This window comes from Dinoroseobacter sp. S76, from assembly GCF_049801095.1.
In the GTDB taxonomy this organism is placed as follows: domain Bacteria; phylum Pseudomonadota; class Alphaproteobacteria; order Rhodobacterales; family Rhodobacteraceae; genus Dinoroseobacter.
Genome location: NZ_JBNAGH010000001.1, coordinates 603,300 through 627,873, shown reverse-complemented (window position 1 = coordinate 627,873; position 24,574 = coordinate 603,300). Strand labels below are relative to the sequence as shown.

21 protein-coding genes are annotated in these 24,574 nt (G+C 65.3%); 17 read left to right on the top strand and 4 right to left on the bottom strand.

Translation table 11 applies throughout. The features are described from left to right. The first annotated feature begins 4 nt into the window (after window positions 1-4). From hisN to ACP153_RS03010, 3 genes are read left to right on the top strand one after another with little or no spacing between them, the layout of a single operon-like run. On the top strand, window positions 5-829 hold the full coding sequence (gene hisN, locus ACP153_RS03020) for a histidinol-phosphatase (protein WP_424969492.1): 825 nt from the start codon (window positions 5-7) through the stop codon (window positions 827-829). Continuing rightward, the gene (locus tag ACP153_RS03015; RefSeq protein WP_424969491.1) at window positions 826-2,166 is read left to right on the top strand and encodes an 8-oxoguanine deaminase; all 1,341 of its coding nucleotides are present in this window, start codon (window positions 826-828) and stop codon (window positions 2,164-2,166) included. The genes hisN and ACP153_RS03015 overlap by 4 nt, the downstream gene beginning before the upstream one ends. Continuing rightward, window positions 2,163-2,624 carry a CAP domain-containing protein gene (locus ACP153_RS03010; RefSeq protein ID WP_424969490.1) on the top strand — a complete coding sequence of 154 codons (462 nt, stop codon included), beginning with the start codon at window positions 2,163-2,165 and terminating at the stop codon, window positions 2,622-2,624. Before ACP153_RS03015 ends, ACP153_RS03010 begins: the two co-directional genes overlap by 4 nt. A gap of 5 nt (window positions 2,625-2,629) precedes the next feature. Here ACP153_RS03010 and guaD read toward each other — a convergent pair whose 3' ends face one another. After that, a complete protein-coding gene (gene guaD, locus ACP153_RS03005) occupies window positions 2,630-3,916 on the bottom strand; it encodes a guanine deaminase (protein ID WP_424969489.1) in 1,287 nt (428 codons plus the stop codon). Window positions 3,917-4,052: 136 nt separating this feature from the next. Between guaD and mgtE the strand changes: the two genes are divergently transcribed. From mgtE to ACP153_RS02970, 7 genes are all read left to right on the top strand, one after another. Further along, window positions 4,053-5,435: a magnesium transporter gene (gene mgtE, locus ACP153_RS03000; RefSeq protein ID WP_424969488.1), complete on the top strand. Its 1,383-nt coding sequence runs from the start codon at window positions 4,053-4,055 to the stop codon at window positions 5,433-5,435. 17 nt (window positions 5,436-5,452) lie between these two features. Continuing rightward, complete coding sequence (locus ACP153_RS02995; RefSeq protein WP_424969487.1) at window positions 5,453-6,025, top strand: 5-formyltetrahydrofolate cyclo-ligase; 573 nt, start codon at window positions 5,453-5,455, stop codon at window positions 6,023-6,025. 71 nt (window positions 6,026-6,096) lie between these two features. Continuing rightward, complete coding sequence (locus ACP153_RS02990; RefSeq protein ID WP_424969486.1) at window positions 6,097-6,939, top strand: TIGR00282 family metallophosphoesterase; 843 nt, start codon at window positions 6,097-6,099, stop codon at window positions 6,937-6,939. Then, window positions 6,936-7,904, top strand: coding sequence for a DMT family transporter (locus ACP153_RS02985; protein ID WP_424969485.1), 969 nt, complete (start codon window positions 6,936-6,938; stop codon window positions 7,902-7,904). The genes ACP153_RS02990 and ACP153_RS02985 overlap by 4 nt, the downstream gene beginning before the upstream one ends. A gap of 19 nt (window positions 7,905-7,923) precedes the next feature. Then, window positions 7,924-9,723: an SLC13 family permease gene (locus tag ACP153_RS02980; protein WP_424969484.1), complete on the top strand. Its 1,800-nt coding sequence runs from the start codon at window positions 7,924-7,926 to the stop codon at window positions 9,721-9,723. A gap of 209 nt (window positions 9,724-9,932) precedes the next feature. Continuing rightward, complete coding sequence (locus tag ACP153_RS02975) at window positions 9,933-11,663, top strand: calcium-binding protein (RefSeq protein WP_424969483.1); 1,731 nt, start codon at window positions 9,933-9,935, stop codon at window positions 11,661-11,663. A 131-nt stretch (window positions 11,664-11,794) separates the two neighbouring features. Beyond that, the gene (locus ACP153_RS02970) at window positions 11,795-13,462 is read left to right on the top strand and encodes a calcium-binding protein (protein ID WP_424969482.1); all 1,668 of its coding nucleotides are present in this window, start codon (window positions 11,795-11,797) and stop codon (window positions 13,460-13,462) included. A gap of 492 nt (window positions 13,463-13,954) precedes the next feature. Here ACP153_RS02970 and ACP153_RS02965 read toward each other — a convergent pair whose 3' ends face one another. Continuing rightward, window positions 13,955-16,192, bottom strand: coding sequence for a tetratricopeptide repeat protein (locus tag ACP153_RS02965; protein WP_424969481.1), 2,238 nt, complete (start codon window positions 16,190-16,192; stop codon window positions 13,955-13,957). A 125-nt stretch (window positions 16,193-16,317) separates the two neighbouring features. Then, complete coding sequence (locus tag ACP153_RS02960; protein ID WP_424969480.1) at window positions 16,318-17,058, bottom strand: YebC/PmpR family DNA-binding transcriptional regulator; 741 nt, start codon at window positions 17,056-17,058, stop codon at window positions 16,318-16,320. Between the two features lie 287 nt (window positions 17,059-17,345). Between ACP153_RS02960 and ACP153_RS02955 the strand changes: the two genes are divergently transcribed. From ACP153_RS02955 to ACP153_RS02925, 7 genes are all read left to right on the top strand, one after another. Then, window positions 17,346-17,834 carry a hypothetical protein gene (locus ACP153_RS02955; RefSeq protein WP_424969479.1) on the top strand — a complete coding sequence of 163 codons (489 nt, stop codon included), beginning with the start codon at window positions 17,346-17,348 and terminating at the stop codon, window positions 17,832-17,834. A gap of 30 nt (window positions 17,835-17,864) precedes the next feature. Next, window positions 17,865-19,643, top strand: a complete 1,779-nt coding sequence (locus ACP153_RS02950) for an SLC13 family permease (protein WP_424969478.1) — start codon at window positions 17,865-17,867, stop codon at window positions 19,641-19,643. Continuing rightward, window positions 19,640-20,308 carry a DUF2306 domain-containing protein gene (locus ACP153_RS02945; protein WP_424969477.1) on the top strand — a complete coding sequence of 223 codons (669 nt, stop codon included), beginning with the start codon at window positions 19,640-19,642 and terminating at the stop codon, window positions 20,306-20,308. The genes ACP153_RS02950 and ACP153_RS02945 overlap by 4 nt, the downstream gene beginning before the upstream one ends. A 44-nt stretch (window positions 20,309-20,352) precedes the next feature. Then, window positions 20,353-20,988, top strand: a complete 636-nt coding sequence (locus tag ACP153_RS02940) for a LysE/ArgO family amino acid transporter (RefSeq protein WP_424969476.1) — start codon at window positions 20,353-20,355, stop codon at window positions 20,986-20,988. A gap of 30 nt (window positions 20,989-21,018) precedes the next feature. Continuing rightward, window positions 21,019-21,885: an alpha/beta hydrolase family esterase gene (locus tag ACP153_RS02935; RefSeq protein ID WP_424969475.1), complete on the top strand. Its 867-nt coding sequence runs from the start codon at window positions 21,019-21,021 to the stop codon at window positions 21,883-21,885. Window positions 21,886-21,940: 55 nt separating this feature from the next. Next, a complete protein-coding gene (locus ACP153_RS02930; protein WP_424969474.1) occupies window positions 21,941-22,843 on the top strand; it encodes a DMT family transporter in 903 nt (300 codons plus the stop codon). 87 nt (window positions 22,844-22,930) lie between these two features. Beyond that, window positions 22,931-23,173: a YdcH family protein gene (locus tag ACP153_RS02925; protein WP_424969473.1), complete on the top strand. Its 243-nt coding sequence runs from the start codon at window positions 22,931-22,933 to the stop codon at window positions 23,171-23,173. A gap of 5 nt (window positions 23,174-23,178) precedes the next feature. On the opposite strand, the gene ACP153_RS02920 is transcribed toward ACP153_RS02925, so the two are convergent. Next, window positions 23,179-24,573, bottom strand: a complete 1,395-nt coding sequence (locus ACP153_RS02920; RefSeq protein WP_424969472.1) for a helix-turn-helix domain-containing protein — start codon at window positions 24,571-24,573, stop codon at window positions 23,179-23,181. Window position 24,574 lies beyond the last annotated feature (1 nt).

The window sequence follows — 24,574 nt, the reverse complement described above, 5'->3', positions numbered from 1 at the left end:
CCCGATGAACACGCCAGTTGAGACCGGGGAGGCGTTCCCCGCGCAAGAGCTTTGGGCTGTGGCAGACGCGCTCGCCGATGCGGCCCGCGCGCCGACCCTGTCCCGCTTTCGCGAGCAGGGGCTCGGGATCGAAAACAAGGCTGGGGTGGCCGCGTTCGATCCCGTGACCGAGGCTGATCGCGCGAGTGAGAAAGCCATGCGCGCCGTTCTGGCGGAGCTTCGGCCGGATGACGGCATTCTTGGCGAAGAATTCGGCCCCGTGTCAGGAACCTCCGGCCTGACATGGGTGCTCGATCCCATTGATGGCACCCGCGCCTACATGTCCGGCACGCCCACCTGGGGCGTGCTGATTTCGTTGAACGACGCGGATGGCCCCCGGTTGGGTGTCATTGATCAGCCCTATATTGGCGAGCGGTTCTCCGGTGGCACCGGTCGGGCAACCGTCACCGGCCCACGAGGCAGCGCCCCGCTGCGCACGCGCCCCTGTGCGGCGCTCGCCGAGGCCACGATTTTCACCACCTATCCCGAAGTGGGCAGCGCCACGGAGCAGCGCGGCTTTCAGGAGGTCGCGCGCCAGTGCCGCCTGACCCGCTATGGCATGGATTGCTACGCTTACGGCCTGCTCGCGGCCGGGCAGGTGGACCTCGTGATCGAAGCGGGGCTGCAATCCTATGACATTTGCGCGCCCATCGCGGTGATCGAGGCGGCGGGCGGCATCGTCACCGATTGGCAGGGCGGCCCGGCCCATGGCGGCGGACGCGCATTGGCCGCAGGCAGCCCCGAGATCCACGCCGCAGCGCTCGAAATCCTGCGCGAGGTGCCCGCATGAGCGCGCTCATCCTCCGCAAGGCCCGTGTTCTGGTCACGATGGACGATGCGCGACGCGAGATCAGCGATTGCGACCTGCGGATCGAGGGCGGGGTGATCACCGCCATTGGTACGGATCTGCCGCTGGACGGGGCCGAGACGCTGGATGTTTCGGGCTGCGTGGTGACGCCGGGCCTCGTGAACACCCACCACCATCTCTACCAGACCCTGACCCGGGCTGTCCCAGCCGCCCAAGACGCGCTGCTCTTTGGCTGGTTGCAGACCCTCTATCCGATCTGGGCGCGTATGACGCCCGAGGATATGCGGATCTCGGCGGAGGTCGGGTTGGCGGAACTGGCGCTGACCGGCTGCAGCCTGAGCTCCGATCACCTCTATCTCTATCCCAACGGCGTGCGGCTCGAGGACACGATTGAGGCCGCGGCAGAGATCGGGTTGCGTTTTCACCCAACGCGCGGGGCCATGAGCATCGGCGAGAGCGATGGGGGCCTGCCACCCGACAGTCTGGTGGAGGATGAGGCCGCGATCCTCGACGATGCGATCCGCGTGATCGACGCGTTCCACGACCCGAACCCCGGCGCCATGGTCCGGGTTGGCGTGGCGCCGTGTTCGCCCTTTTCCGTCAGCCGCGGGCTGATGCGGGACGCCGCCATCCTCGCGCGGGACAAGGGCGTGATGCTGCATACCCATCTGGCCGAGAATGACGAGGATATCGCCTATTCCGAGGCGCAGTTCGGCTGCCGTCCCGGGCAATATGCCGAGGAGCTGGGCTGGACGGGCGAGGATGTCTGGCACGCCCATTGCGTCAAGCTCGATGAGAGCGAGATCGACCTCTTCGCCCGCAGCCGCACCGGCGTCGCCCATTGCCCCTGCTCCAACTGTCGCCTCGGTTCGGGCATCGCGCCCGTGCGGGCCATGCGGGATGCGGGAGTGCATGTGGCGCTGGGCGTGGATGGGTCGGCCTCCAATGATGGCAATGGGATGATGGCCGAGGCGCGCATGGCCTTCCTGCTGCAGCGGGTTCAGAGCGGCGCCGATGCCATGAGCGCGCGCGAGATGCTCGAGATTGCCACGCGGGGCGGGGCCGAGGTGCTGGGCCGCGACGATCTCGGTCAGCTGGTGGTCGGGATGCGCGCGGATATTGCGGTCTGGGATGTGTCCGGGTTGGAAGCCGCCGGGGCCTGGGATCCGGTGGCGGCCCTGCTGCTCTCCGGTCCCAGCGGCGTGCGGGACCTTTTTGTCGAGGGCAAGCCCGTGGTCCGCGAAAGCCAGCTGGTGCGCCGGGATGCGGCCGCACTGGTGGCGGAGCAGACCCGCTGCCTCAACCGGTTGATGACATGAGCCGCGGGGTGTGGCTCGCCGCCTTGCTTCTCGCCGGATGCAGTGGCGCGGGGCCGGGGATCGCGCCCGTACAGAATGCCACGGCGAGCTCTGCACCAGAGCTCTTGGCCGTCGTGAACGGGGCGCGCCGCGACGCGGGGCAGGGCGCACTTGCGTCGAATTCGGCGCTCGACCGTGCGGCCATTGCCCATGCGCAGGACATGGCGGAGAAGGGCTATTTCGACCATGTGGCGCCCGATGGATCGACCCCGCTGCGCCGGATGCGCGCGGCGGGTTATGAGGCCTGCTATGCGGCGGAGAATATCGCCAAAGGCCAACGCGACGCGGACCAGGTGCTGCGCGCCTGGCTTGGCTCCGAGGGGCATCGTCGCAATCTGCTCAGCCCTGACCCCAAGGCCGCCGGAACCGCGCGCGGGACGGGCGATATCTGGGTGATGACCTACGCCCGGGCCTGCTGACCGGCTCAGATCCGCCGGTCGCCCGCGATCCAGACCCCGGCAATCGCCCGGTCATCGCCCATCATGATGGTAGGAAACACCGCCTCCCAGAGATCATCCGCCTCGGCGTAGCGCTGGGAAATCGCCGGGGTCGAGGCGAGATCGAGCGCGATCAGATCCGCCTCCATCCCCGGGGCGAGCCGTCCGATCCGATCGCCCAGATGCAGCGCCTCGGCGGAGCCTGCGGTGGCCAGCCACAAGAGCTGCGCCGGATGCACGGCCGTACCGCGCAGCTGCCCGATCTCATAGGCTGCGGCCATGGTGCGCAGCATGGAAAAGCTCGACCCGCCGCCCGTATCCGTGGCCAGCCCCACGGGCAGGCGCGGCGCGAGCCCGGCCATGTCAAACAGGCCCGAACCGATAAAGGTGTTCGAGGTCGGACAATGCACCACCGCCGCCCCGGTCTCGGCCAGCCGGTCGACCTCGCGCGCCATCAGGTGGATCGCATGGCCAAAAAGCCCCGTGGGCCCGAGCAGCCCAGCGGCCTCATAGGTGTCGAGATAGTCGCGCGCCTCGGGAAAGAGCTCGGCGACCCAGGCGATCTCGTCGGTCTGCTCGGAGATATGCGTCTGCATCAGGCAATCGGGATGCTCGCCGTAAAGCGCACCAAGGGCGCTCAGCTGCTCCCGCGTTGAGGTCGGTGAGAAGCGCGGCGTGATCACATAGGACAGCCGGTCGACCCCGTGCCAGGCCTCCAGCAGGCGTTTGCTGTCGTCATAGGCGCTCTGCGCGGTATCGGTCAGGCCCTCCGGCGCGTTGCGATCCATGCAGGTCTTGCCGGTCAGGGCGCGCAGCCCGCGCGCCTGCGCCTCGGTGAAAAACGCCTCCACGCTTGCGGGATGGACCGTGGAATAGGCGCAAACCGTGGTCGTGCCATGGGCGAGGGTCAGATCGAAATAGCGCGCCGCGATCTTTGCGGCGTAATCCGGGTCGGCAAAGCGCAGCTCCTCGGGGAAGGTATAGCTGTTGAGCCAGTCGATCAGCCGTTTGCCCCAGCTCGCGATCATCGCGGTTTGCGGGTAATGCGCATGGGCATCCACGAAACCGGGCAGCAGCAGCGCATCGCCCATATCGGTCACAGGCAGGGCGGGATGGGCCGCCCGCAGGGCAGCGGCGGGGCCGATTTCGGCGATCTTGCCGCCTTCGATCCGCACCGCCCCGGCGCTGTCGATGCGGACGCAGTCCTGCCAAGGCGCGCGCAAGGGATTGTCCAAGAATTCGAGCGTTTGCCCGGTCACGAGATGATGCTGCATGTGCAGCACCGTAGGCAGGACGCCCAGCGGGGTAAATGTCGAATTTCCGCTCGGAGCGGCTCGCCTTCGCGGCGCGCCCTGTCTATGGTCCCCGCAGCGTGGCTCGGCGCAGGCCCGCGCAGGTCCGGAGGCAGGCATGGCGGACAGCCCGCAACCCATCGAAGAGATGCAGGAGGAGGATTACGCCCTCGACCGGGACGTGGTCACCACCCTCTATGATGCGCTCGACGCCGAAGACCCGGCGCTGGTGGCCGAGATCCTCGAGCCGATGCACCCGGCTGATATCGCGGACCTTTTTGAGCAGATCGGTTCAGGGCGCTTGCGCGCACTCCTTGAGATCTGGACCTCCGATGAGGTCGGTGCGGTCCTCTCGGAGCTCGACGAGGGGCTGCGCGAAGAGGTGATCGACGCCCTGCCCAAGACCGTGCTGGCCGATGCCGTCCGCGATCTTGAGAGCGACGATGTGGTCGATCTGGTCGAGGATCTCGACGCCGAACAGCAAAGCGCGATTCTCGAGGTGCTGGAGGCGCCGGATCGGGTCGCTGTCGAGCAGTCGCTGCAATACCCCGAGTATTCCGCGGGCCGCCTGATGCAGCGCGAGCTGGTGATGACGCCCGAACATTGGACCGTCGGGCAGGCCATCGATCATATCCGCGCCGAAGAGGATCTGCCGGAGCAGTTCTACCACATCATCCTCGTGGATCCGCGCATGCGCCCCACGGCCTATGTAACGCTCGGCCGGATGCTGGGCGCGCGGCGCGAGGTGCCGCTTCTGGATCTGACCGAGGATACCTTCCGGACTATTCCGGTGACCCAACCCGAAAGCGACGTGGCCTATGCGTTCAACCAGTATCACCTGATCTCGGCCCCGGTGGTGGACGCCGATGACCGGCTGGTCGGGGTGATCACCATCGATGACGCCATGGTCGTGCTCGATGAGGAGCATAACGAGGATATCCTGCGTCTGGCCGGTGTGGGCGACGAGTCGGTCTCGGACACCACATGGGACATCACCAAGCAGCGCTTTCCCTGGCTGGGCGTGAACCTTCTGACGGCGATCATTGCCTCGCTGGTGATCTCGCTGTTCGAGGATGTGATCTCGCAGGTCGTCGCCCTCGCGGTGCTGATGCCCATTGTTGCCTCCATGGGCGGAAATGCCGGCACACAATCCCTCACCGTGGCGGTGCGCGCGATTGCCACGAAGGACCTGACGGGCTCGAACGCCTGGCGGGTGCTCCGGCGCGAGGTCATGGCCAGCACACTCAACGGGGCGGTCTTTGCGCTGATCATGGGCGGGGTCAGCCTGATCTGGTTTGGCACGCCGGTGCTGGCGCTGGTCATCGCCGTGGCGATGGTGGTGAACCTGGCCGTTGCCGGGTTCGCGGGGCTGCTGATCCCGTTGGCGCTGGACAAGCTGGGGATCGACCCGGCTCTGGCCTCTGGCACCTTCGTGACGACGGTAACGGATGTGGTGGGGTTCTTCGTCTTCCTCGGTTTTGCGTCGATGATCTTGCTGTGACGAGGCCCGACGACCCCATGACCGCCGCCAAGGCTGCGGCTCGGAAGGCGGCCTTTGCCCGCCGCAAGGCCGCCTTTGATGCGGATCGCGCAGCGGGGTTTCCCTGGGTTGCGGCGGCGACTGCGGCTCTGCTCGATGTGCTTCGGGATGCACCTCCGGGTGCGGTATCGGGCTATATGCCGATCCGCAGCGAGATGTCGCCTCTGCCCGCAATGACTGCGCTGTCCGCGACCCGAACCCTCTGCGTCCCGGTCATTCAGGGCAAAGGGCAACCGCTGCTCTTTCACCGCTGGACGCCCGAGACCGAGATGGTCGAGGGGCCGTTCGGCGCCCAGGTCCCGCGCCAGGCCGAGATCGTGCAGCCCAGCGTTGTGATCGTGCCCCTCGTGGCCTTTGACCGGGCGGGCGCGCGCCTGGGCTATGGGGGCGGGTACTATGACCGGACGCTCGCGCTTTTGCGTGCGGCGGGGCCCGTGCGCGCCATCGGTCTGGCCTATGCGGCGCAAGAGGCCCCGGACCCACTGCCCCGAGAGAAGACGGATCAGCCCCTCGACGGTTTGGTGACCGAAGAGGGTCTGTTGCCGTCCTGAGCCCCCTGCGCGCGCAAAGGGCGCGCATAAGCACGCTTGCGCCGGAGCCGCCAGAGGCCTAACGGTGGCCCATGCGACTGCTGTTTCTTGGAGATGTGATGGGGCGGGCCGGACGGTCCGCCATCGCGGAAGAGCTTCCCCGCCTGCGGGCGGCGTGGAAGATCGATTTTGCGGTGGTGAATGGCGAGAACGCGTCCAATGGCGCGGGGCTCACGCCCGATCACGCCAAAGGGCTGCTGGCCGCGGGGGCGGATTGCCTGACCCTTGGGGATCACGCCTTTGACCAGCGCGACATGCTGCAATTCATCGAGAGCGAGCCGCGGATCCTGCGGCCGATGAATTTCGCCAAGGACGCGCCTGGACGCGGTCACAGGATCTATTCGGCGAGCCAGGGCCGCAAGGTGCTCGTCACCCAAGTGCTGGGGCAGGTCTTCATGAAGAGGCCCTTCCCGGATCCCTTCTCGGATCTCGACCGGGTTCTGCGCGCCCACCCCTTGGGCGGTCTGGTGCAGGCGAGCCTCGTGGATATCCATTGCGAGGCCACGTCCGAGAAGATGGGCGTGGGGCATTACTGCGATGGGCGCGCCTCGGTCGTGGTCGGCACCCATACGCATATTCCCACCGCGGATGCGCAGATCCTGCCCGGCGGGACGGCGTTTCAGGCCGATGCGGGCATGTGCGGCGACTACGACTCGGTGATCGGTATGGAAAAGGCCGAACCCATGCGCCGCTTCGTCACCGGCATGTCCAAGGGGCGCTATGTGCCGGCGCTGGGGCCGGCGACGCTCTCGGGGCTCTATGTCGAAACCGATGACCGTACGGGCAAGGCCACGCGGGTCGAAATGGTCCGCCATGGCGGGCGGCTGGCAGCGGCGGGCCCTGCGCCGGTCACCGACGCGGCGCCGGTCCGATGACGGATCAGGCCCCCGGCGCGCGGCTCTGGCTGACAGGTCTGCTGGTTGTGCTCGGGGCCGGATGGGGGGTTACCCAACCTCTCTCGAAAATCGCGGTTTCCGAAGGCTATGGCCATTTCGGCCTGATCTTCTGGCAGTTTGCCGTGGGGGCGGTGGTCCTCGGAGCCATCACGCTGGCGCGTGGCAAGCGCCTGCCGCTCGGGCGCAAGCAGATCCGGCTCTATGTGATCATGGCGATCATCGGCACCTTGCTGCCCAATTCGGCCTCCTACGCGGCAATCGTGCACCTGCCCTCGGGGATCACGTCGATTCTGCTCTCTCTTGTGCCGATGCTGGCCTTTCCCATCGCCCTGGCCCTCGGGCTTGACAAGTTCTCACTCAAGCGGATCGCGGGGCTTTGTTGTGGTCTCGGGGGTGTCGCCCTGATCGTTTTGCCCGGTACGGCGCTGCCCGATGCGGCGATGCTGATCTGGGTGCCGGTCTCGCTGCTGGCGCCGCTCTTCTACGCGCTGGAGGGGAATGTGGTCGCGAAATGGGGCACTTACGGGGTGGATGCGGTGCAGGTCCTGCTGGGCGCCTCCCTGGTCGGGATCGTTCTGGCACTGCCCTTCGCGCTGCTCTCGGGGCAGTGGATCGACCCGCGCCCGCCCTGGGGCGCGCCGGACGCGGCCCTCGTGGCCAGCGCCACGATCCACGGGTTGGTCTACAGCAGCTATGTCTGGCTCGTGGGCCGGTCCGGTCCGGTCTTTGCCGCGCAGGTCAGCTATCTGGTGACGGGATTTGGCCTCTTCTGGGCGATGCTCATCCTCGGAGAGCGCTATTCCGGTCCGGTCTGGGCCGCGACCGCCCTGATGATGGTCGGTCTCTTCCTTGTCACCCCGCGCGCCAATTCGTCCCTTGCCAGCAAGGCTGACGCTCCGCACAGTAAGGCCGCCGCTCCGCCGCCTCCTGCGGCAGGGCCATAACCAAGACCACGCGCGCCCCATGATCGATCTCGGCCTTGCGCCAACCCAGGACGCCCTGATTGCCCTCTCGGTGGTCATCGCGATGTTCGCGCTGTTTCTGCGCGAGACCTACCCGACCGAGGTCGTGGCCATTGGCGGGGCGACCGTTCTGCTGGTTCTGGGGATCCTGCCCTATGACGCTGCTCTGAACGTGCTGTCGAACCCGGCGCCCTGGACCATCGCGGCGATGTTCATCGTGATGGGAGCGCTGGTGCGCACGGGCGCGCTCGACTGGTTCACGTCTCTCGCGCAAAAGCGCGCCGAAGAGCGGCCCAAGATGTCCATCGTGGTGCTGATCAGCTTCGTTGTGTTTTCCTCGGCGGTGGTGTCGAACACGCCCGTCGTGGTGGTGATGATCCCGGTCTTTGTCCAGCTCAGCCAAACCCTTGGCATCAAGGCCTCGAAGATCCTGATCCCGCTCAGCTATGCGGCGATTATGGGAGGGACGCTGACCCTGATCGGGACCTCGACCAACCTGCTGGTGGACGGGGTGGCGCGCGCCAATGGGTTGGAGGCGTTCTCCATGTTCGAGGTCACGCCCCTTGGCCTGATCGTGGTGATCTGGGGGATGATTTACCTCACGGTGCTCGGGCCCAAACTGCTGCCCGATCGCGACAGCATGGCGATGCTTCTGTCGAACAAATCCAAGATGAAGTTCTTCACCGAGGTCGCGATCCCCGAGGATAGCCCTCTGATCGGACAGCAGGCAAGAGGCGTCGATCTTTTCAAGCGCGATGGCGTGCGGTTGATCGACGTGCTGCGCGGAGATGCCTCCCTGCGCCGTGACTTGAGCGATGTGGCGCTGGAGGCCGGGGACCGCGTGGTGCTGCGCACGGAAATGGCGGAACTGCTGAGCCTGAAATCCTCGCGCTCGGTCGAGACGGCGGAGGCGATGGGCCCCGGGGTCGACAAGCTGAGCTCGGTCCAGACCACGACGGTCGAGGTGCTGATCACGCCCGGTTGCGGGCTCGTGGGGCGGTCGCTTGGGCAGCTGCGCCTGCGGCGGCGCTACGGGGTCTATCCGCTGGCTGTGCACCGCCGGAACCAGAATATCGGACGGCAGCTCGATGATCTGGTGGTGCGGGTGGGCGACACACTGCTGCTCGAAGGGGCGCCGGAGGATATCCAGCGCCTTGCCGCGGATGTGGGGCTGGTGGATATCGCCCAGCCCTCGGCCCGGGCCTATCGCCGGAGTCATGCACCGATTGCGCTGGCCGCGCTGGTGGGGGTGGTGACCCTTTCGGCGCTGGGCGTGGCGCCGATCCTGATGATGGCCATTGTCGCTGTGGCCGTGGTGTTTCTGACCCGCTGCATCGACGCGGAGGAGGCGTTTTCCTTCATCGATGGCCGCCTTCTGGCGCTGATCTTTGCCATGCTGGCCGTTGGCGCAGCCCTCGATGCCTCCGGCGCGGTGGCGTTGATCGTGAATGCGGTGGCGCCGGGGCTGATGCAACTGCCGCCCTTCGTGATCATCTGGGCGATCTATCTGCTGACCTCGGTGCTGACCGAGCTCGTGTCGAACAATGCGGTGGCTGTCGTGGTCACACCGATCGCCATCGGGCTCGCGGAGGCCCTGGGCGTGGATGCGCGCCCGCTGGTCGTCGCGGTGATGGTGGCGGCCTCGGCGAGCTTTGCGACACCGATCGGGTACCAGACCAACATGATGGTCTTTGGCCCGGGCGGCTATCGCTTCACGGATTTCATGAAGGTTGGTATTCCGCTGAACCTGAGCACGGGGATCCTGGCCAGCGCGGTCATCCCCTTTATCTGGCCGCTCTGAACCGGACACGGCCCGCGTGTCTTACGGCGCAGGCAAAACTCTCTCGCGCGATCAATCCCCGCTTAGACGCAATTTTGTGGAAGTAAACGGGGGGTAAACTCAGCGACTTATTGCTTTGACGCAAGGTCTCGGCGTAATGTCGCGCAAACGCTTGCTTCTTTTTTGTGCATTACACGCTTCCCCGTCATGTTCAGCACAGGTACTTCATTATGACCACGGCCACCGGCTACCTCACGACAGTCAACCGGGTGCGCGACGATATCGTCACCGCTTCCAACGCCTCCGGAACGCTTGGCTCTGGTCTGGAAAAACTGAACTTCATTCTCGAGATCCCCGGCAAGCTTGAGGACAAGCTGCGCGTGCCGGCCAACGCGCTGGATCTGCCTGACGTGCTGATCGTGCCCCTGAGCTTTGCGCCCGTGATTGGCAGCGCCGTGAAGACCATCGACAATATTTCCGCGTTCACTTCTGACCAGATCGAGGTTCAGGCCGACGCGATGGGCGCGCTCGACGATGCCTGGGCGCCTCTGCGCCAGGTGGTGAATGTGCTCTCGGATGTGAACGAGGCCGCGGGCATCGCTCTGACCGGGTTCAATGTGGAGCATACGTTCCGCCTCGATGAGGCGGCGCTTTTGTCCGTGAGCCTCGGCACCCAGACCATTTATGATGGTTCTGAGCTGTCCGCGCGGATTGCCGAATACGAAACCGCAGCGGATGCCTGGTTCAACACGCAGGAGGCCCTTCTGGCCCCGGTGCAGGCCGCCGCGGCCGCGCTGGACAAGGCCGCTGATGATCTGGCGGCGCTGCTGCCGGATCTGGGCATTGTCGATGAGGTGCTCGACGCGGTGAACACGGTCTTTGAGCCCATTGCCAATGCGCTCTCGGATATCGAGGAGGCGCTCTGCGTCGTCTTCGAGGTGACGCCCGAGATTGTCGTGCCGCCGGTGGTGATCACGCCAGAGATCGTCATCCCGCCGGTCTATGTCTTCGGCGTGCTGGTCCCCGGGACCGGGATCACCATCCCCGCAGTCATCACCCCGGGCTTCACCATCCCGGCGGTCGTTGTGGATATCTGCGGGATCCTTGAGGAGCTCGGAAATCAGCTTCAGGTGGTTCAGGATTTCGTCGAAGGCGTAATTTCGGATGTGCTCGGCCTCATCGGGATTGACCTTGGCGGGCTTGCGGATGATCTGGAAGAGCTGCTGCTGACGCCGCTCCAGCCGGTCCTGGACGCGTTGGACAACCTGCTGGCCTTCGCCGATCCGCTGATCGACACGCTAAACGGGCTGGTCGATGGGCTGGTGGATGACCTGACCACCATAGTCGAGGATCTGCGCGATGTGGTCGATCTGGGCAGTCTTTTCGAAAACCGTGTTGAAGGGGATGCAGGCGGCGAAGCTGTCGCGGATTTCCTGGATGGCACGGATGGAGAGGACGCGCTGTTCGGTCTTGGCGCCGATGACACGCTCATGGGACGCAAGGGCAATGACTTCCTTTTCGGCGGGTTGGCCAATGACACCCTCTCCGGCGGCGCTGACAACGACGAAGCCTATGGCGGGGCAGGGCGTGATGTTATCGAGGGGGATGGCGGAAGCGACTTGCTGGATGGGGGACTTGGCTTCGACAATGTCTCCGGTGGCAAAGGCAAGGATACGGTTTTAGGTGGCCGTGGCTTTGACATCCTCAGCGGCGGTACAGAGGCAGACAAGTTCGTTATTCTTGCGGGTTCGGGGTTCGAGTTCGTCACGGATTTCGAAGACAATCTCGACTCGCTTCTGATCGAGGCCGATCTCGTCGCGGGCGCCAATGCGGGCGACGCGATCCCCGAGAGCCTTCTGTCCGAGCGGAATGGTAACACCACGGTTACCGTGGACGGGGCGCGCGTCATCGTGGCGGGGATCGATGCTCAGGACTTGGTGGACGACATAATTTTGGTCTGACCTTTGGGCATGGACCGGGGCGGCTCCTTCGTCGCGCCGTTCTCGCTCTGGGGATGATCGCAAGAAAGTATCAGTACACGGCGCCGCGGCCCTTCAGCCCGATGCCCAAGACTGCAAGGGAAGGTTGAGACATGCTGCAACTGACACGCTACCTGGAGAACGTCGCGGTCATCGAGAGCGATCTCGGGACCATTCAAACCGCGACGGTGGATGTGGGCGATGCCCTCGACGCGGTGGAGGCGTTTCTCGGCGTCCCCGCGACCATCTCCTCTGCGCTGAACAGTGCGAGTGGTGCTTTGTCGATCCCGACCTCGGTGATCAATGTGCTGAAAAACCTGCCATTCGGCATCGGCACGGCGGTGAAAGCCTTTGACAGCGCGGCCAAGGGGCTCAAGGCCTCGATCTCTACTTCCAAGACGACCATGGACCAGATCAACACCAAGCTGAACCCGGTCCGCGATGCGGTTGAGGACGGCAAGGAGGCGATCTCTCTGGCCAACACGACCGTCACGCTGGCGGCCACGGCGTTCATCGTGGCCGAGGATGAGGCCGCGCGGCTTGAGGCCAGCTTTGGCGATCAGCCCTTCTATCCGGGCGGCGGGTCCTTCCGTCTGCCATCGCGCATTGATGGGTTCAACGAGGCGGTGGATGAGTATGTCGCCCTGCGCAATGAGGTTCTGAACGGGATCAGCGAAGTGGCGGCGCTGGCGGAAACGGCCGCAGATGCGCTGGCCGACGCGATGCCGGATACGAGCGTTGCGACCGGCCTGAAGCGCGCGTTGGAAAAGGTGTTTGATCCGATCTCAAATCTTCTGAAAGATGTGGAAGACGCGCTCGACGGGATCAAGCTCTTCGGGTTCAGTGCGCTCGACGTTCTGAACGCGATTAGTGATTTCGCAGAATTCATCGTGGATGGGATAACCGAGCTTGTGAACATTGCGCTTGATGCGATTGGCTTGAGCCTTGGCAGCATTGACGACGCGATCAATGATCTGCTCGCCGATCTCCTGTCGCCGTTCAACCCGATCCAACAGGCGATCAATGATCTGAACTCGAAATTCAACAGTCTGCTCGCCGATCTGACGGACCCCTTGAATGAGGCGGTCGCGGACCTTGCCGAGATGACTCGCGAGTTGCGCGATGCGGTGGATCTCGGCCTGCTCTTCGAGAACTCCGTGGTGGGTGATGAGAACCCGGTGCGCCCGTTCTTTGGCGATGAGCTCTCGGGCACGGAGGGCGAGATCGACGGGATCTACGGGCTGCGGGGCCGGGATGAGCTGTTGGGCGGGAAGGACGATTTTGTCTTCGGCGGCAATGGCGGAGATACGATCATCGCGCAGGGCAGCCGCGTGGAAGCTTATGGCGGCGCTGGCCGAGACCGGATCCGCGTGGATGAGGAGATCGAAAGCGCGTCTTTGCGGGCCGATGGCGGCGAAGGCAACGACATCATGATCGGTGGCAAGCAGTCCGATACGTTCTTCGGCAATCTCGGCAATGACATCATGATCGGGAAGGGCGGCACGGATGTCTTTTACTTTACCGGAGATCTCGGCGATGACCGCGTCTTCGGCGGGGAAGAGATCTATAATGATGCGCATTTCATCGATGCCGCGCTCGTGGGCGACAGTGTTCCGTCCCTCGCTGAGCTGGAACAGAACTACGCGACCGTCGGCAACAACAGCATCCGGCTGGATTTCGACAATGGCAGCTCGGTGACATTCTACGGCGTGACGGACCTCGAACGGCTCTACAACACCTTCATCGCCGATGGCGGGTTCTTCCCGGACGACATGGTCTGATCCCGCAGGGCGCCGCCGCGTCAGAAGCAGCGCGCGCCCGTCGCGAATGCCACCGCATTCCTGAAAAGCAAGTTGCCTTGTGGCCCGTTATGCGCATCTGAAGCGACCATGCATGCAGTCCATGGTGTCGGACTGGCTGATCCATAGCCTCGACCCAGCCAGTGGCGCGTATCCACGCTGACGCATCGTTCTACGTCGGCAGAGATTTGGTCGTTTCTTCCTCGCAAAGACAGGTTCATGACCTCACTGCCCGAGAAACGATTGCAAGCGCGCTGGGGCTGGATCTATCTGAGCTTGAGGCGGCAGTGACTTTGGCTCAAACGCTGTTTCCACCGCTCAGCTTCTTCGAACACCCGGATGCCACCTCGAACGTATCTAATGCGCGCGTCCTACGGCTGCGTGCCACCGCTATCGCCCTGTATCAGCACTCCGAGAACCCGCGCTCGAAGACCCGCGAGAGAGACACGAAGCTTCCCAAGGAGCGGGGAAGGGTTACTTCGGCGGGCTGATGGGTAGTTGAACAGCGGCGGCTTCAATCTCTTCGAAGTCGAGACGGTGCCGCGCGCAAATCTCGCGCGCCTCCCGTTGTCGCCCCTCTGGATCATCCCCAGCGCGCACGAGCGTCAGCAGGCAAGAAGTCAGCCAACCGGCGGAAGTTTTGAGGTATTGGTGGTCGGGCCGCGTCGCAAAGATCTCGCAGTAGATCTGATAGGCCTCGCGCAACAATCCCTCCGCTGTCCCTGCCTGCCCGGCTTCCAATCGCGTCGAACCAGAATTCATCGCATAGGCCGCGAGATCCACCGGGTTGGCATCTGGCAGGGAGCGGAGCGTTTCGAGGGCCGTCTCATCGGCCTCTGCGCTTTCCTGCGCGCGCTGTTGTAATCGCCGCAGATAGCCCAGGTTGTTCCACCCTCGGGCAACATTTGCGGTGTCGCCGAGATATTCAGAGATATCGCGCGCGCGAACGATGTCCCACTCCGCAGCCTCGAAATCCGCTTTCTGCCCGTGCTCCGCACGCTCGAATTCCAAATTCGCGCGTTTGAGATAGCTGCCCGCGAGCTCGGCGCTCAGGTCGCGATAGGTTTCGTCAAGTTTGACCGCACGGGTGAGCAGAGCGTCTGCTTCGGCGAACTCTCCGAGCCTCGACAAAATCAAACCCAGGTTGCCAAGGGCGCGCGGGACGTCCCGCGAATCCTCCCCCAAACGTGCTTCTTTCAAGCGCAGGCTCGCCCGGTTACAACGGAGCTCTTCGGGATGATCACCTTGAGTCCTCAAGTAGATACCGCATTGGTTAAGCAATGCGTCCATGGCCGACCAGTCCGGCTCCTTCCAATCTCCTTCCCAGAGCTCCTCCGCTTTGTCCCAAAGGGCGAGCACATGGGGCGTCAGTTGACGGGATTCCGCCCAGTGATGAGGGTTTTGCGGATCTTTCGTGCCCCCGGGATAGCAAGCCTTCAACAGAACAGCGGCTGATTGCGCCTCTGTCCAACCCTGGCCTGCCTGTTGTGACCGGAGGACGGAGGCTGTCAGGCGGTGGAGGGACAGCTCGGCCCCGCCTTGCAAAAGCGACCGGTCCCGCAGCGCCCGCAAACCTGTGCGCACACGGACCGGGTCCGCCACGAGAGACTGGACTTCTTCAGGAATGACGTCTTTGCAAATCTCCCACCAGTCGCCCTCAGGGGCATCCAAAAAAAGCCGCACCGAGATCCTGTCCGGCGCCCACCACGCGGCGACGTCCAGCAGGGCGCGGGCATCCGCGCTAAGTCCGGCGAGGGAAAGTTGCACCGCCGCCCTGATGCTGTCCGGGTAGTCGCCATTGGGCAGATCGGCGGCGAGGATCTCTCCGATCCGCTCGGCCAGCTCGGGAAAACTGGCTCCCTCCCGCGCCAGTGCCCCGGCAATGGTCAGGGCCAGCGGCAGGCCCCCCAGCTTCGCCGCCAGCCCCTGCGCCACCACGCGGGTCTCGGCATCGGCGTCTGCCTGTCCGGCCTCCTGCAAAAGCAGCTTCACCGCCGCGCTGTCCGGGCCGTCATAGGCCAGCACATCGAGCGGGATCGTGTCGAACCCGTCAAACCCGCTGCCCGCGCGCGTGGTCAGGATCAGGTGGATCTTGTCGCCCTGGGGCAGAAAGGGGCGCAGATCCGCATAGGTGAAGGTGCCTTCCTCTGCGGTCTTCATCTCGGTGCCGTGGACGTTGTCAAACACAAAGAGCAGGCGTGCATTGCTGTTCTGGATCTTGTCGAGCACGGCGTGGATATGGGCCGCGCCCACCGGTTCCGGCGCGGGCAGCTCGAAGGCGAGCGTGCCAAAGGTGGCGAGCGCATCGAACACCCCCTCGCGGGTCTGCGCAGGCACCCAGCACCCGCCATCATAGCTCGGCCCCATCTGCTCGGCATAGTGGCGCGCCAGCGTGGTCTTGCCCCGACCCCCTTCGCCCCTGAGCACTGCACCCGCCGAGGTGATTTGAGCTCCCTTACCACTGGCGAGGACGGTTCGAAGTCTTGTCAGGTCTTCGTCGCGCCCGATCACCTTTCGATCCGTATGGATCGCTATTGCCGGAAATTCGGATCTTTGCGGAGCCGCAGGGACGACTTCAACTGGGACCGGCGGTGGCAGTGGTGCTGGCTTTCCTCCGCGGGCCAGCCACTTGAGAAAACGCCATCCGTTCTTGCCGTCAAAACCCAGCAGGGCCAGAACAGCCACCAACAGGGCCCAGTGTTCGGTTTCCATGCTTGCGAATACCTTTGACTGAAACCTTCTTCACTAGACCATAGGACCTGCGACCTGCCCAGCGGTTTGCCAAACGAAAAAACCCCAGCTGAAGCCGGGGTTTTGCAAGCGTTGTTCAGGTTGGCTCAGAGCTGGGCCATCACCTCGTCAGAGGCTTCGAAATTGGCGGTGACGTTCTGGATGTCGTCGTCTTCCTCCAAGGCATCGAGGAGCTTCATCAGCTTCTGCATGCCTTCGAGGTCGAGCTCGGTCGTGGTGGTCGGGCGCCAGACGAGCTTGGTGCTCTCGCTCTCGCCGAGCTCGGTTTCCAGCGCGTTGGACACATCGTTCAGGTCGGTGTCGGCGCACCAGATGATGTGGCCTTCCTCCTCGCTTTCGACATCCTCGGCGCCGGCCTCGATCGCGGCCATCATCACCGTGTCCGCATCGCCCACATCGCCCGGATAGCTGACCTGGCCTTTGCGCTCGAACATGAAGCTCACGGAGCCCGTCTCACCCAGATTGCCGCCATTCTTCGAGAAGGTGGAGCGCACGGTGGAGGCCGTCCGGTTGCGGTTGTCGGTCATCGCCTCGACGATCACCGCGACGCCGCCGGGCCCGTAGCCCTCATAGCGGATCTCGTCATAGTTCTCGCCCTCGCCGCCAAGGGACTTCTTGATCGCGCGTTCGATTACGTCCTTGGGCACGGATTGGCCCTTGGCCTCTTTCACCGCGAGGCGCAGGCGCGGGTTCTTGTCGGGATCCGGGTCGCCCATCTTGGCGGCCACGGTGATCTCCTTGGACAGTTTCGAAAACAGCTTGGCGCGCAGCTTGTCCTGCCGGCCCTTGCGGTGCTGGATGTTTGCCCATTTTGAATGGCCTGCCATGGCACGCTCCCCGGATGGTCTCAATCGAAGTTGAGCGCTGAGATAGCGCACTTGGATAGGGATCGGCAATGGGGGCAGCGCGGGTTTTGACCAAAGGCTGCCCGGGCGCTGACAGGGCTTGGCGGGACGCCGGGCCCATGCAGCCCCGACGAGCTGGCGGCTCGCGCGCAGCGGCGTGGGGGTCGTCGGTCGTGTCCCAGGCTCGCGCGCGCGGGACGGGCGTGTTGCTCGGACCACCGCAGCGGCGCTAAGCTCGCGGAACGCGAAACAACCCGGAGCCGCGCCCCATGCTTGCCCAGCTCGCTGCCATAGCCGACCTGATCGCCGCGGCGGGGGTCATCGCTTCGCTGCTCTTTCTCGCCTTCGAGTTGCGGATCCAGAACCGCGAGACCGGGTTGAGCAATTGGCGCCACCTGCTGGAAAGCCTGACGAGTTTCAAGGCGACGACCAATGATCCTGCCATGGCTGATCTGGTTGTGCGGGGGAATGCGGTTTACACCAGCCTGACCGAGGCCGAGAAGCTCTCCTACGGCCACTACCTGGAGCAGGAGATCCACATCATCGGCAATTTCGAGAAGCATAGCGGCACGGTCCCGTCGCAGATGCGAGACCTGGAGATCGCGGTGCATAACCTCTTTCTCGATCTTTTGTCGCCTCCGGGCGCGCGGCAATGGTGGGCCGAGGCCAAGCCGCGCGGGCGGTTTATGCCGAACACGGTCCGCACCATCGAGAAGATGCAGGAAGACGGGCGCCGCCCGCGCGGGCCCCATCTGTGAGCCGCTTCGTTTTCTCGCCAAGGACGCCCGATGACGTCTGATCAGATCGTGCTCTTCACGCTCTTCGGGGTGGTGTTCGGGATGCTCCTCTGGGGGCGGATCCGCTATGATATCGTGGCCTTCTCGGCGTTGCTGATCGGGGTTGTGCTGGGCGTGGTCCCCACGGCGGAGGCGTTCTCCGGCTTTGGCCACCCGGCCACGCTTGTGGTGGCGCTGGTACTGGTGGTCTCGGCGGGGCTGGTGCGCTCGGGCGCGGTGCTCCTGATCACGCGGACACTGGTGGATGCGTCGCGCGGGCTGGGGGCGCATATCGCGATGATGGGGGCGGTGGGGGCGGTGCTCTCGGCCTTCATGAACAATGTGGCGGCCCTGGCCCTCCTGATGCCCGTGGACATTGCGACGGCGCGCAAGGCCGGGCGGGCGGTGGGGCTCAGCCTCATGCCGCTCAGCTTCGCGACCATCCTCGGGGGGATGGCGACGCTGATCGGGACACCGCCCAACATCATCATCGCCTCGATCCGCGAAGAGACGGTCGGCACCCCCTTCCGCATGTTCGACTTCGCGCCCGTGGGCGGGGTGGCGGCACTGGCGGGCATGGCGTTTGTCGCTCTGATCGGCTGGCGGCTGATCCCGCAGCGAGAAGGTGCGGCCAAGCCTGGCGCGGGGCTGGAGCAATTCGCCGACTACATCGCCGAGCTGACCGTCCCCGAAGACAGCGCGCTGATCGGCCAACCCCTGAGCGATCTCTTTGATGAGGCGGAGCGCGCGGATGTGGCGATCCTCGGGGTAATCCGCGACGGCAAGCGGCGCTTCGCGGCGCGGCATCTGAAGATCGCTGCCGGAGATGCGCTGGTGCTGGAGGCTCAGCCGGAGCCGCTCGATGAGTTCCGTACGGCGTTGAAGCTCGACTTCTCCGATGCCAAGCGGCTGGACGCGCTCAAGGATGATGGCAGCGGGGTGAGCTTTGTGGAGGCCGTGGTGCCCGACACCGCGCGCATCGCCGGGCGAAGCGCCCAGGCGATTGGCCTTGCCTGGCGGCAGCGCACGGTCCTGATGGGGGTGGCGCGCAAGGGCGCGCGGATCACCAAGCAGGTGCGCAAGACCGAGATCGAGGCGGGGGATATCCTGCTTCTGCTCGTGCCCTCCGAAGCGAAAGACGAGGTGCTCGACTGGCTCGGTGTGCTGCCCCTGGCAGATCGCGGGGCGCGAGTGACCCAAGGGGCCAAGACATGGGCGGCGATCGGCCTTTTTGCCGGAGCGGTGGCGGCGGCCGCACTTGGGCTCGTCTATCTGCCCGTGGCGCTGGGGCTGGTGGCCATGGCTTATGTCCTGCTGAAGATCCTGCCCGTGGCCGAGCTCTATACCCATATCGAATGGCCGGTGGTAGTCCTGCTGGGCTCGATGATCCCGCTCGGGGCCGCGCTGGAAAGCTCCGGCGGCACGCAGCTTCTGGCCGGAGGGCTTCTGGGTCTGACCGAGGGCCTGCCGGGCTGGGTGGTCCTGACGGTGCTGATGGTGGTGACCATGACCCTGTCGGATGTGCTCAACAACACGGCCACGACCATCGTCGCCGCCCCTGTGGGGATCGAGATGGCCCGGGTTCTGGGCGCCTCGCCCGACCCGTTCCTGATGGCGGTGGCCGTGGCGGCCTCGGCGGCCTTCCTCACGCCCATCGGACACAAGAACAACACATTGATCCTCGGGCCCGGCGGCTACAGCTTTGGCGATTACTGGCGGTTGGGCCTGCCGCTTGAGATCCTGATCGTCGCGGTCTCGGTGCCGATGATCCTGCTGGTCTGGCCCCTGTGACCGCGCCCGCTTGGCTGCGTATCGGCGCGCTGGGACTGATCTGGCTGCTCGCGCTGCCCTTCGCGGTCTATGCGGCCCTCTTCGGCTGGCGCGGGCTGACGGAGGATCTGAGCGCCGAGAGCTACCTCTATTCTACGGGCGCCCGGGGAGCTGAGACCGCGCTCTCGCTGCACATGCTGAGCGGGGCAGGGCTGACGGCGCTGGTGCTCGTGCAGGCCCTGCCAGCCCTGCGCCGGCGCTGGCCGGGCCTGCACCGAAGCTTGGGACGCATCCTTGTGGCCGCTGCGGGGCTGACGGCCCTGGGCGGGCTGGTCTTCATTGCGCGCGTGGGCACGATCGGCGGGTCGCTCATGTCCGCGGGGTTTGCGCTCTATGGCCTCCTCATGCTCTGGGCGGCAGCCCAGACCTTTCGTCATGCCCGCGCCCGCCGGATCTCGCAACATCGCGACTGGGCGATCCGGCTGATCCTGCTGGCGCTTGCCTCCTGGATCTACCGGATCCATTACGGGCTCTGGTATGCGGTCACGGGCGGCTGGGGCTCGACACAGGAGTTCACCGGGCTTTTCGACCAGATCCAGATGTTTGCCTTCTATGTCCCCTATCTCGCGGCGTTCGAGATCTGGCGCCGGCAAAGAGCGCTGGACCCGGCGGTCGGTCCGGGCTAGGCCTGTCGCCTCGCCCCAAAGAGTTCCCGCCCAGAGTTCCCGTCATGCCCACCCATCTTGCCGCCGCCGGTGCCGGGTTTCTGATCGGCACGCAGTTCATCCTCGCCATCGGGGCACAGAATGCCTTCGTTCTGCGACAGGGGCTGCGGCGCGAGCATGTCTTCGCGATCTGCCTGACCTGCGCCCTGTCCGATGCCCTGCTTATCGCCCTGGGCGTCAGCAGTTTTGAGATCATGGCAGAACGCTTCCCCGGCGTTGCCCCGGCCTTTGTCATCGCGGGCTCAGCCTTTCTGATCTGGTACGGGATCAAGCATTTCCGGGACGCCCTGCGCGGGGGCGCGACCCTGTCGCCCGCCGAAGGGACGGCAGGCGGGCTGCGCGCGGCCCTGATCACCTGTCTCGCGCTCACTTGGCTGAACCCTCATGTCTATCTCGACACGGTGATCCTGCTCGGTGCGCTCTCGACGCGCTTTCCCGGGGCTGAGGCGGCGTTCGGCATCGGTGCGGCCTGCGCCAGCGCGCTTTTCTTCTTTGCGCTGGGCTATGGTGCGCGGCTCCTGACGCCGGTCTTTGCCAAGCCCCGATCCTGGCAGATCCTTGATCTCGTGATCGCACTCACCATGTGGGGATTGGCGGCCAAGCTGCTCCTTGGGGGCGCGCAGGTCGCCGAGGGCCTTTAGCGCCCCGACCCCGGATACGGAGACAGCCCAATGGCGCGGAGACGACGCTTCCCCCTTCTCAGAGCCCTGATCAAATCCATTTTCCTGGCGCTGCTCAGCGTCGTGACCTTCGGGCTTGCGGGCGCTTCGGCGCGCAATCTCAGCGAGATCCAGAGCGAGGGACGTGATGCACTCCTCTACCGTGCCAAAAGCGTGGCGGGGGAGGCCGCGCCGCTGGTCATGGTCCTCCATGGCGGGTTTCAGAGCGGCGAGAAGATGTATGACACGCTCCGGCTCGACAAGGCGGCGGAGCGGTTCGGGTTCAACGTGCTCTACCCCACAGGGTCGCGTTTGAAGCTCAACCGTCAGGGGCCACTGGTGACCCGTAAGGGCGGGATGAACGCCTGGAATGCGGGGCTGAAGGGGCGGGGGATGCTCGATACCACCGCCCGGGATGTGGAGTACCTGTCGGGGCTGGTGGACCGGCTTGTGGCCGAGGGCATCACGGATCCGGAGCGCGTGACGATTGTCGGCCATTCGAACGGCGCGATGATGGCCTATAAACTGGTCTGTGAGCGTCCCAGGCTGGCCAAACGGGTGATCGCCATCTCCGGCACTCCGGCAATCCCGGCCTGCAACGCGGATCTGAGTGGTCTGCGGATCCTCCACCTGCACGGCACCGAGGATGAGAACCAGCCTGCCCAGGGCGGCGTCGGCACCAAGGGCGTGTCCCAGCACAATGCCCGCTCGGTTGAGGAAACGGTGCAGATGATGGAGGCCGCCGGGGCCGAGATGTCCGTGCGTCTCATCAAGGGCGGTGGCCACCGGATCGACGAGCTCAACAAGCCCGCACGGCGGCAATACAAGGCCACTGTGGCCGAGATGGTTTCGGGCTTCGCGGCGGGTCAAGCCGAGTAGCCCGGCACGCCAAGCGGCCTTGCGCCGCCCCGGGCTTTCATGGCACGCCTCGCCCATGGAAAGCACGCAACCCAGGCCACTTGCTGGCATCTTCTGGATGGTGGCCACCGGGCTGAGTTTCGTGGCGGTGACCGCCCTGGTGAAGTCCATCGGCTCGGACGTTCCGGCGGCGCAGGCGGCTTTTCTCCGCTACATCCTAGGTCTCGTTTTCGTGCTGCCGGTGCTCGGCACGCTCTTGCGGACCCGGATCCCGCGCAAGGATCTGGGGATCTTTGCAGCCCGGGGTGTGGTCCATACAGGCGCGGTGATCTGCTGGTTCTTTGCCATGACCCAGATCCCCATCGCCGAGGTGACGGCGATGAACTATTTCTCGCCGGTCTATGTAACCATCGGCGCCGCGCTCTTTCTCGGGGAGCGGATGGCCTTTCGCCGGATCGCCGCGATCTGCGTGGCGCTGATCGGCGCGCTGATCATCCTGCGCCCGGGCTTTCGCGAACTCTCGCCCGGTCACTTCGCCATGCTGGGCACGGCGCTGGGCTTTGCCATCAGCTACCTGCTGGCCAAGCGGCTGGTGGCGGATGTTTCGCCGAGCGTCGTCGTCGCCGGGCTCTCGATCACCGTGTCCCTGGGGCTGGCGCCTTTCGCGCTGGCGGTCTGGGTGACGCCGAGCCCCTTGCAGCTCGCCGTGCTCTTTGGCGTCGCCTGCTTCGCCACGCTCGGGCACTACACCATGACGCTCGCCTTCCAGGCCGCGCCCCTCTCGGTCACGCAGCCGGTCACTTTCCTGCAGCTCATCTGGGCCACGGCCCTCGGCGCGCTGGTCTTTGGCGAGGCCGCCGACAGCTATGTCATCCTTGGCGGCGGGCTGATCGTGGCCGCGATCTCCTTTCTGTCCTGGCGCGAGGCGCGGCTGCGCAAGGCCGGCATCACCCCGTCGGTTTCCGACACAAAGACCTGAGATTTCCGCCCCTGTTTGACGGGGATCAAGGTCGCGGAACGCGCGCGGCTTAGGCTGGGTGGGCATAACAGGAAAGGGAGTGGATGGATGTCTCACACGCCGCATGAATTGGCCGAAGAGTTTCCGGACAAGGTGGACCTGATTTCGCAGCTGCGCAGTTCGGACGCGCATTTCGCCAAGCTCTGCACGGAGTATCACGACGTCAATCGCGCGGTGCACCGGGCCGAGGAGCGGATCGAGGCCGTCTCGCCCACCGCCGAGGATGAGATGCGCCGCCGCCGGATGCAGCTCAAGGATGAGATCTATGGGATGCTGACGGCCGCCGTCTGACCGGCTCAGGCCGTATCGATCTGATAGGGCAGGGTGCCGCGCAGGCTGGGATCGACGCTGATCTTCCGTTCCAGTGGTGGGACGGAGCGTTGGTGGCATTGCCGCCGCTCGCAGATCCGGCAAGAGATCCCGATCGGCTCGAAATCCTGCCCGAGATCCAGCCCGTCCGCATAGACCAGCGCAGGCGCATGGCGCAGCTCGCAGCCGAGCCCGATGGCGTAGCGCCGTGTGGGCGCGCCCCAGCTGCCACCGGTCTTTGACACGTCGCGCGCCAGACACAGGTAGCGCACCCCGTCCGGGGTCTCGGCTAGTTGTCGCAGGAACCGCCCGGGCGTCTCAAACGCCTGGTGCACGTTCCAAAGCGGGCAGGCCCCGCCATAGCGCGCGAATTGCAGCCGCGTGGCCGAGTGGCGTTTCGTGATCGTCCCGGCTTGGTCCACCCGCACAAAGAAGAACGGCACGCCCTTGGCGCCCGGTCGTTGCAGGGTCGAGAGACGATGGGCGACCTGCTCGATCGAGGCGCCGAAGCGGTCGGCGAGCCGCTCCAGATCGTGGCGGGTTTCGGCGGCGGCGGCCTGAAACTCCCGGTAAGGCAGCAGGACCGCCCCCGCGAAGTAATTCGCCAGACCCAGCTTGGCGATGGCGCGGGCCTCCTCGGTCTGGAACCGGGCGAGATCGAGGGTCGCCTCGAGCAGTTCGTTCTGCCCGACCAGCCCCAGTTGCACCAGGAGCTGAAACCGCCGCGTGGGTGCTGCGGCCCGGGTCGAGAGGGTCAGCACGCCGGAGCGGTCATTGAACTGCCGCAGCTCTGGGATGTCCTGATACTGCACGGCGAGGCCCTTGCGGCTCAGCAGGCGGCGCGCGCCCGCCTCCAGATCGCCTTCGATCTGAGCCGCGATATGCTCAGCCGCGCGATCCACGGCATCGATGTAATTGTCGCAATAGTGGAAGAAATCCCGCACTTCTTCCCAGGGGGAGGGCTGCAGGCTCGACCCCTCGCGCCCCAGCGCCTCGTCCAGCGAGGCAAGGCGTTCATGGGTCTGGCGATAGGTGCGGTGCAGCTCGAGAAAGGCGCGCGCCAGGGCAGGCGCGTTCGAGGCGGCCAGCCGCAGATCGGCCAAGGGCGGCGCGCCCTCGCCGAAGACCGGATCCGCCAGCGCCTCGCGCATATCGGTGACCAGCCGTTCCGCCTCCCCGGTGCTGAGCTGCGTGACGTCGAAGCCGAACTCCTGCGCTAGGGCCAGCAAGACCGTGCTGGAGACCGGGCGATGGTTGTTCTCCATCTGGTTGAGATAGGGCAGGGAGACGCCGAGCTTCTCGGCGAAGAGCTTCTGGGTCAGGCCAAGCCCCGTGCGGGTCTCGCGCAGCTTGGCACCGGCATAGAGTTTCTGGGTGGCCATG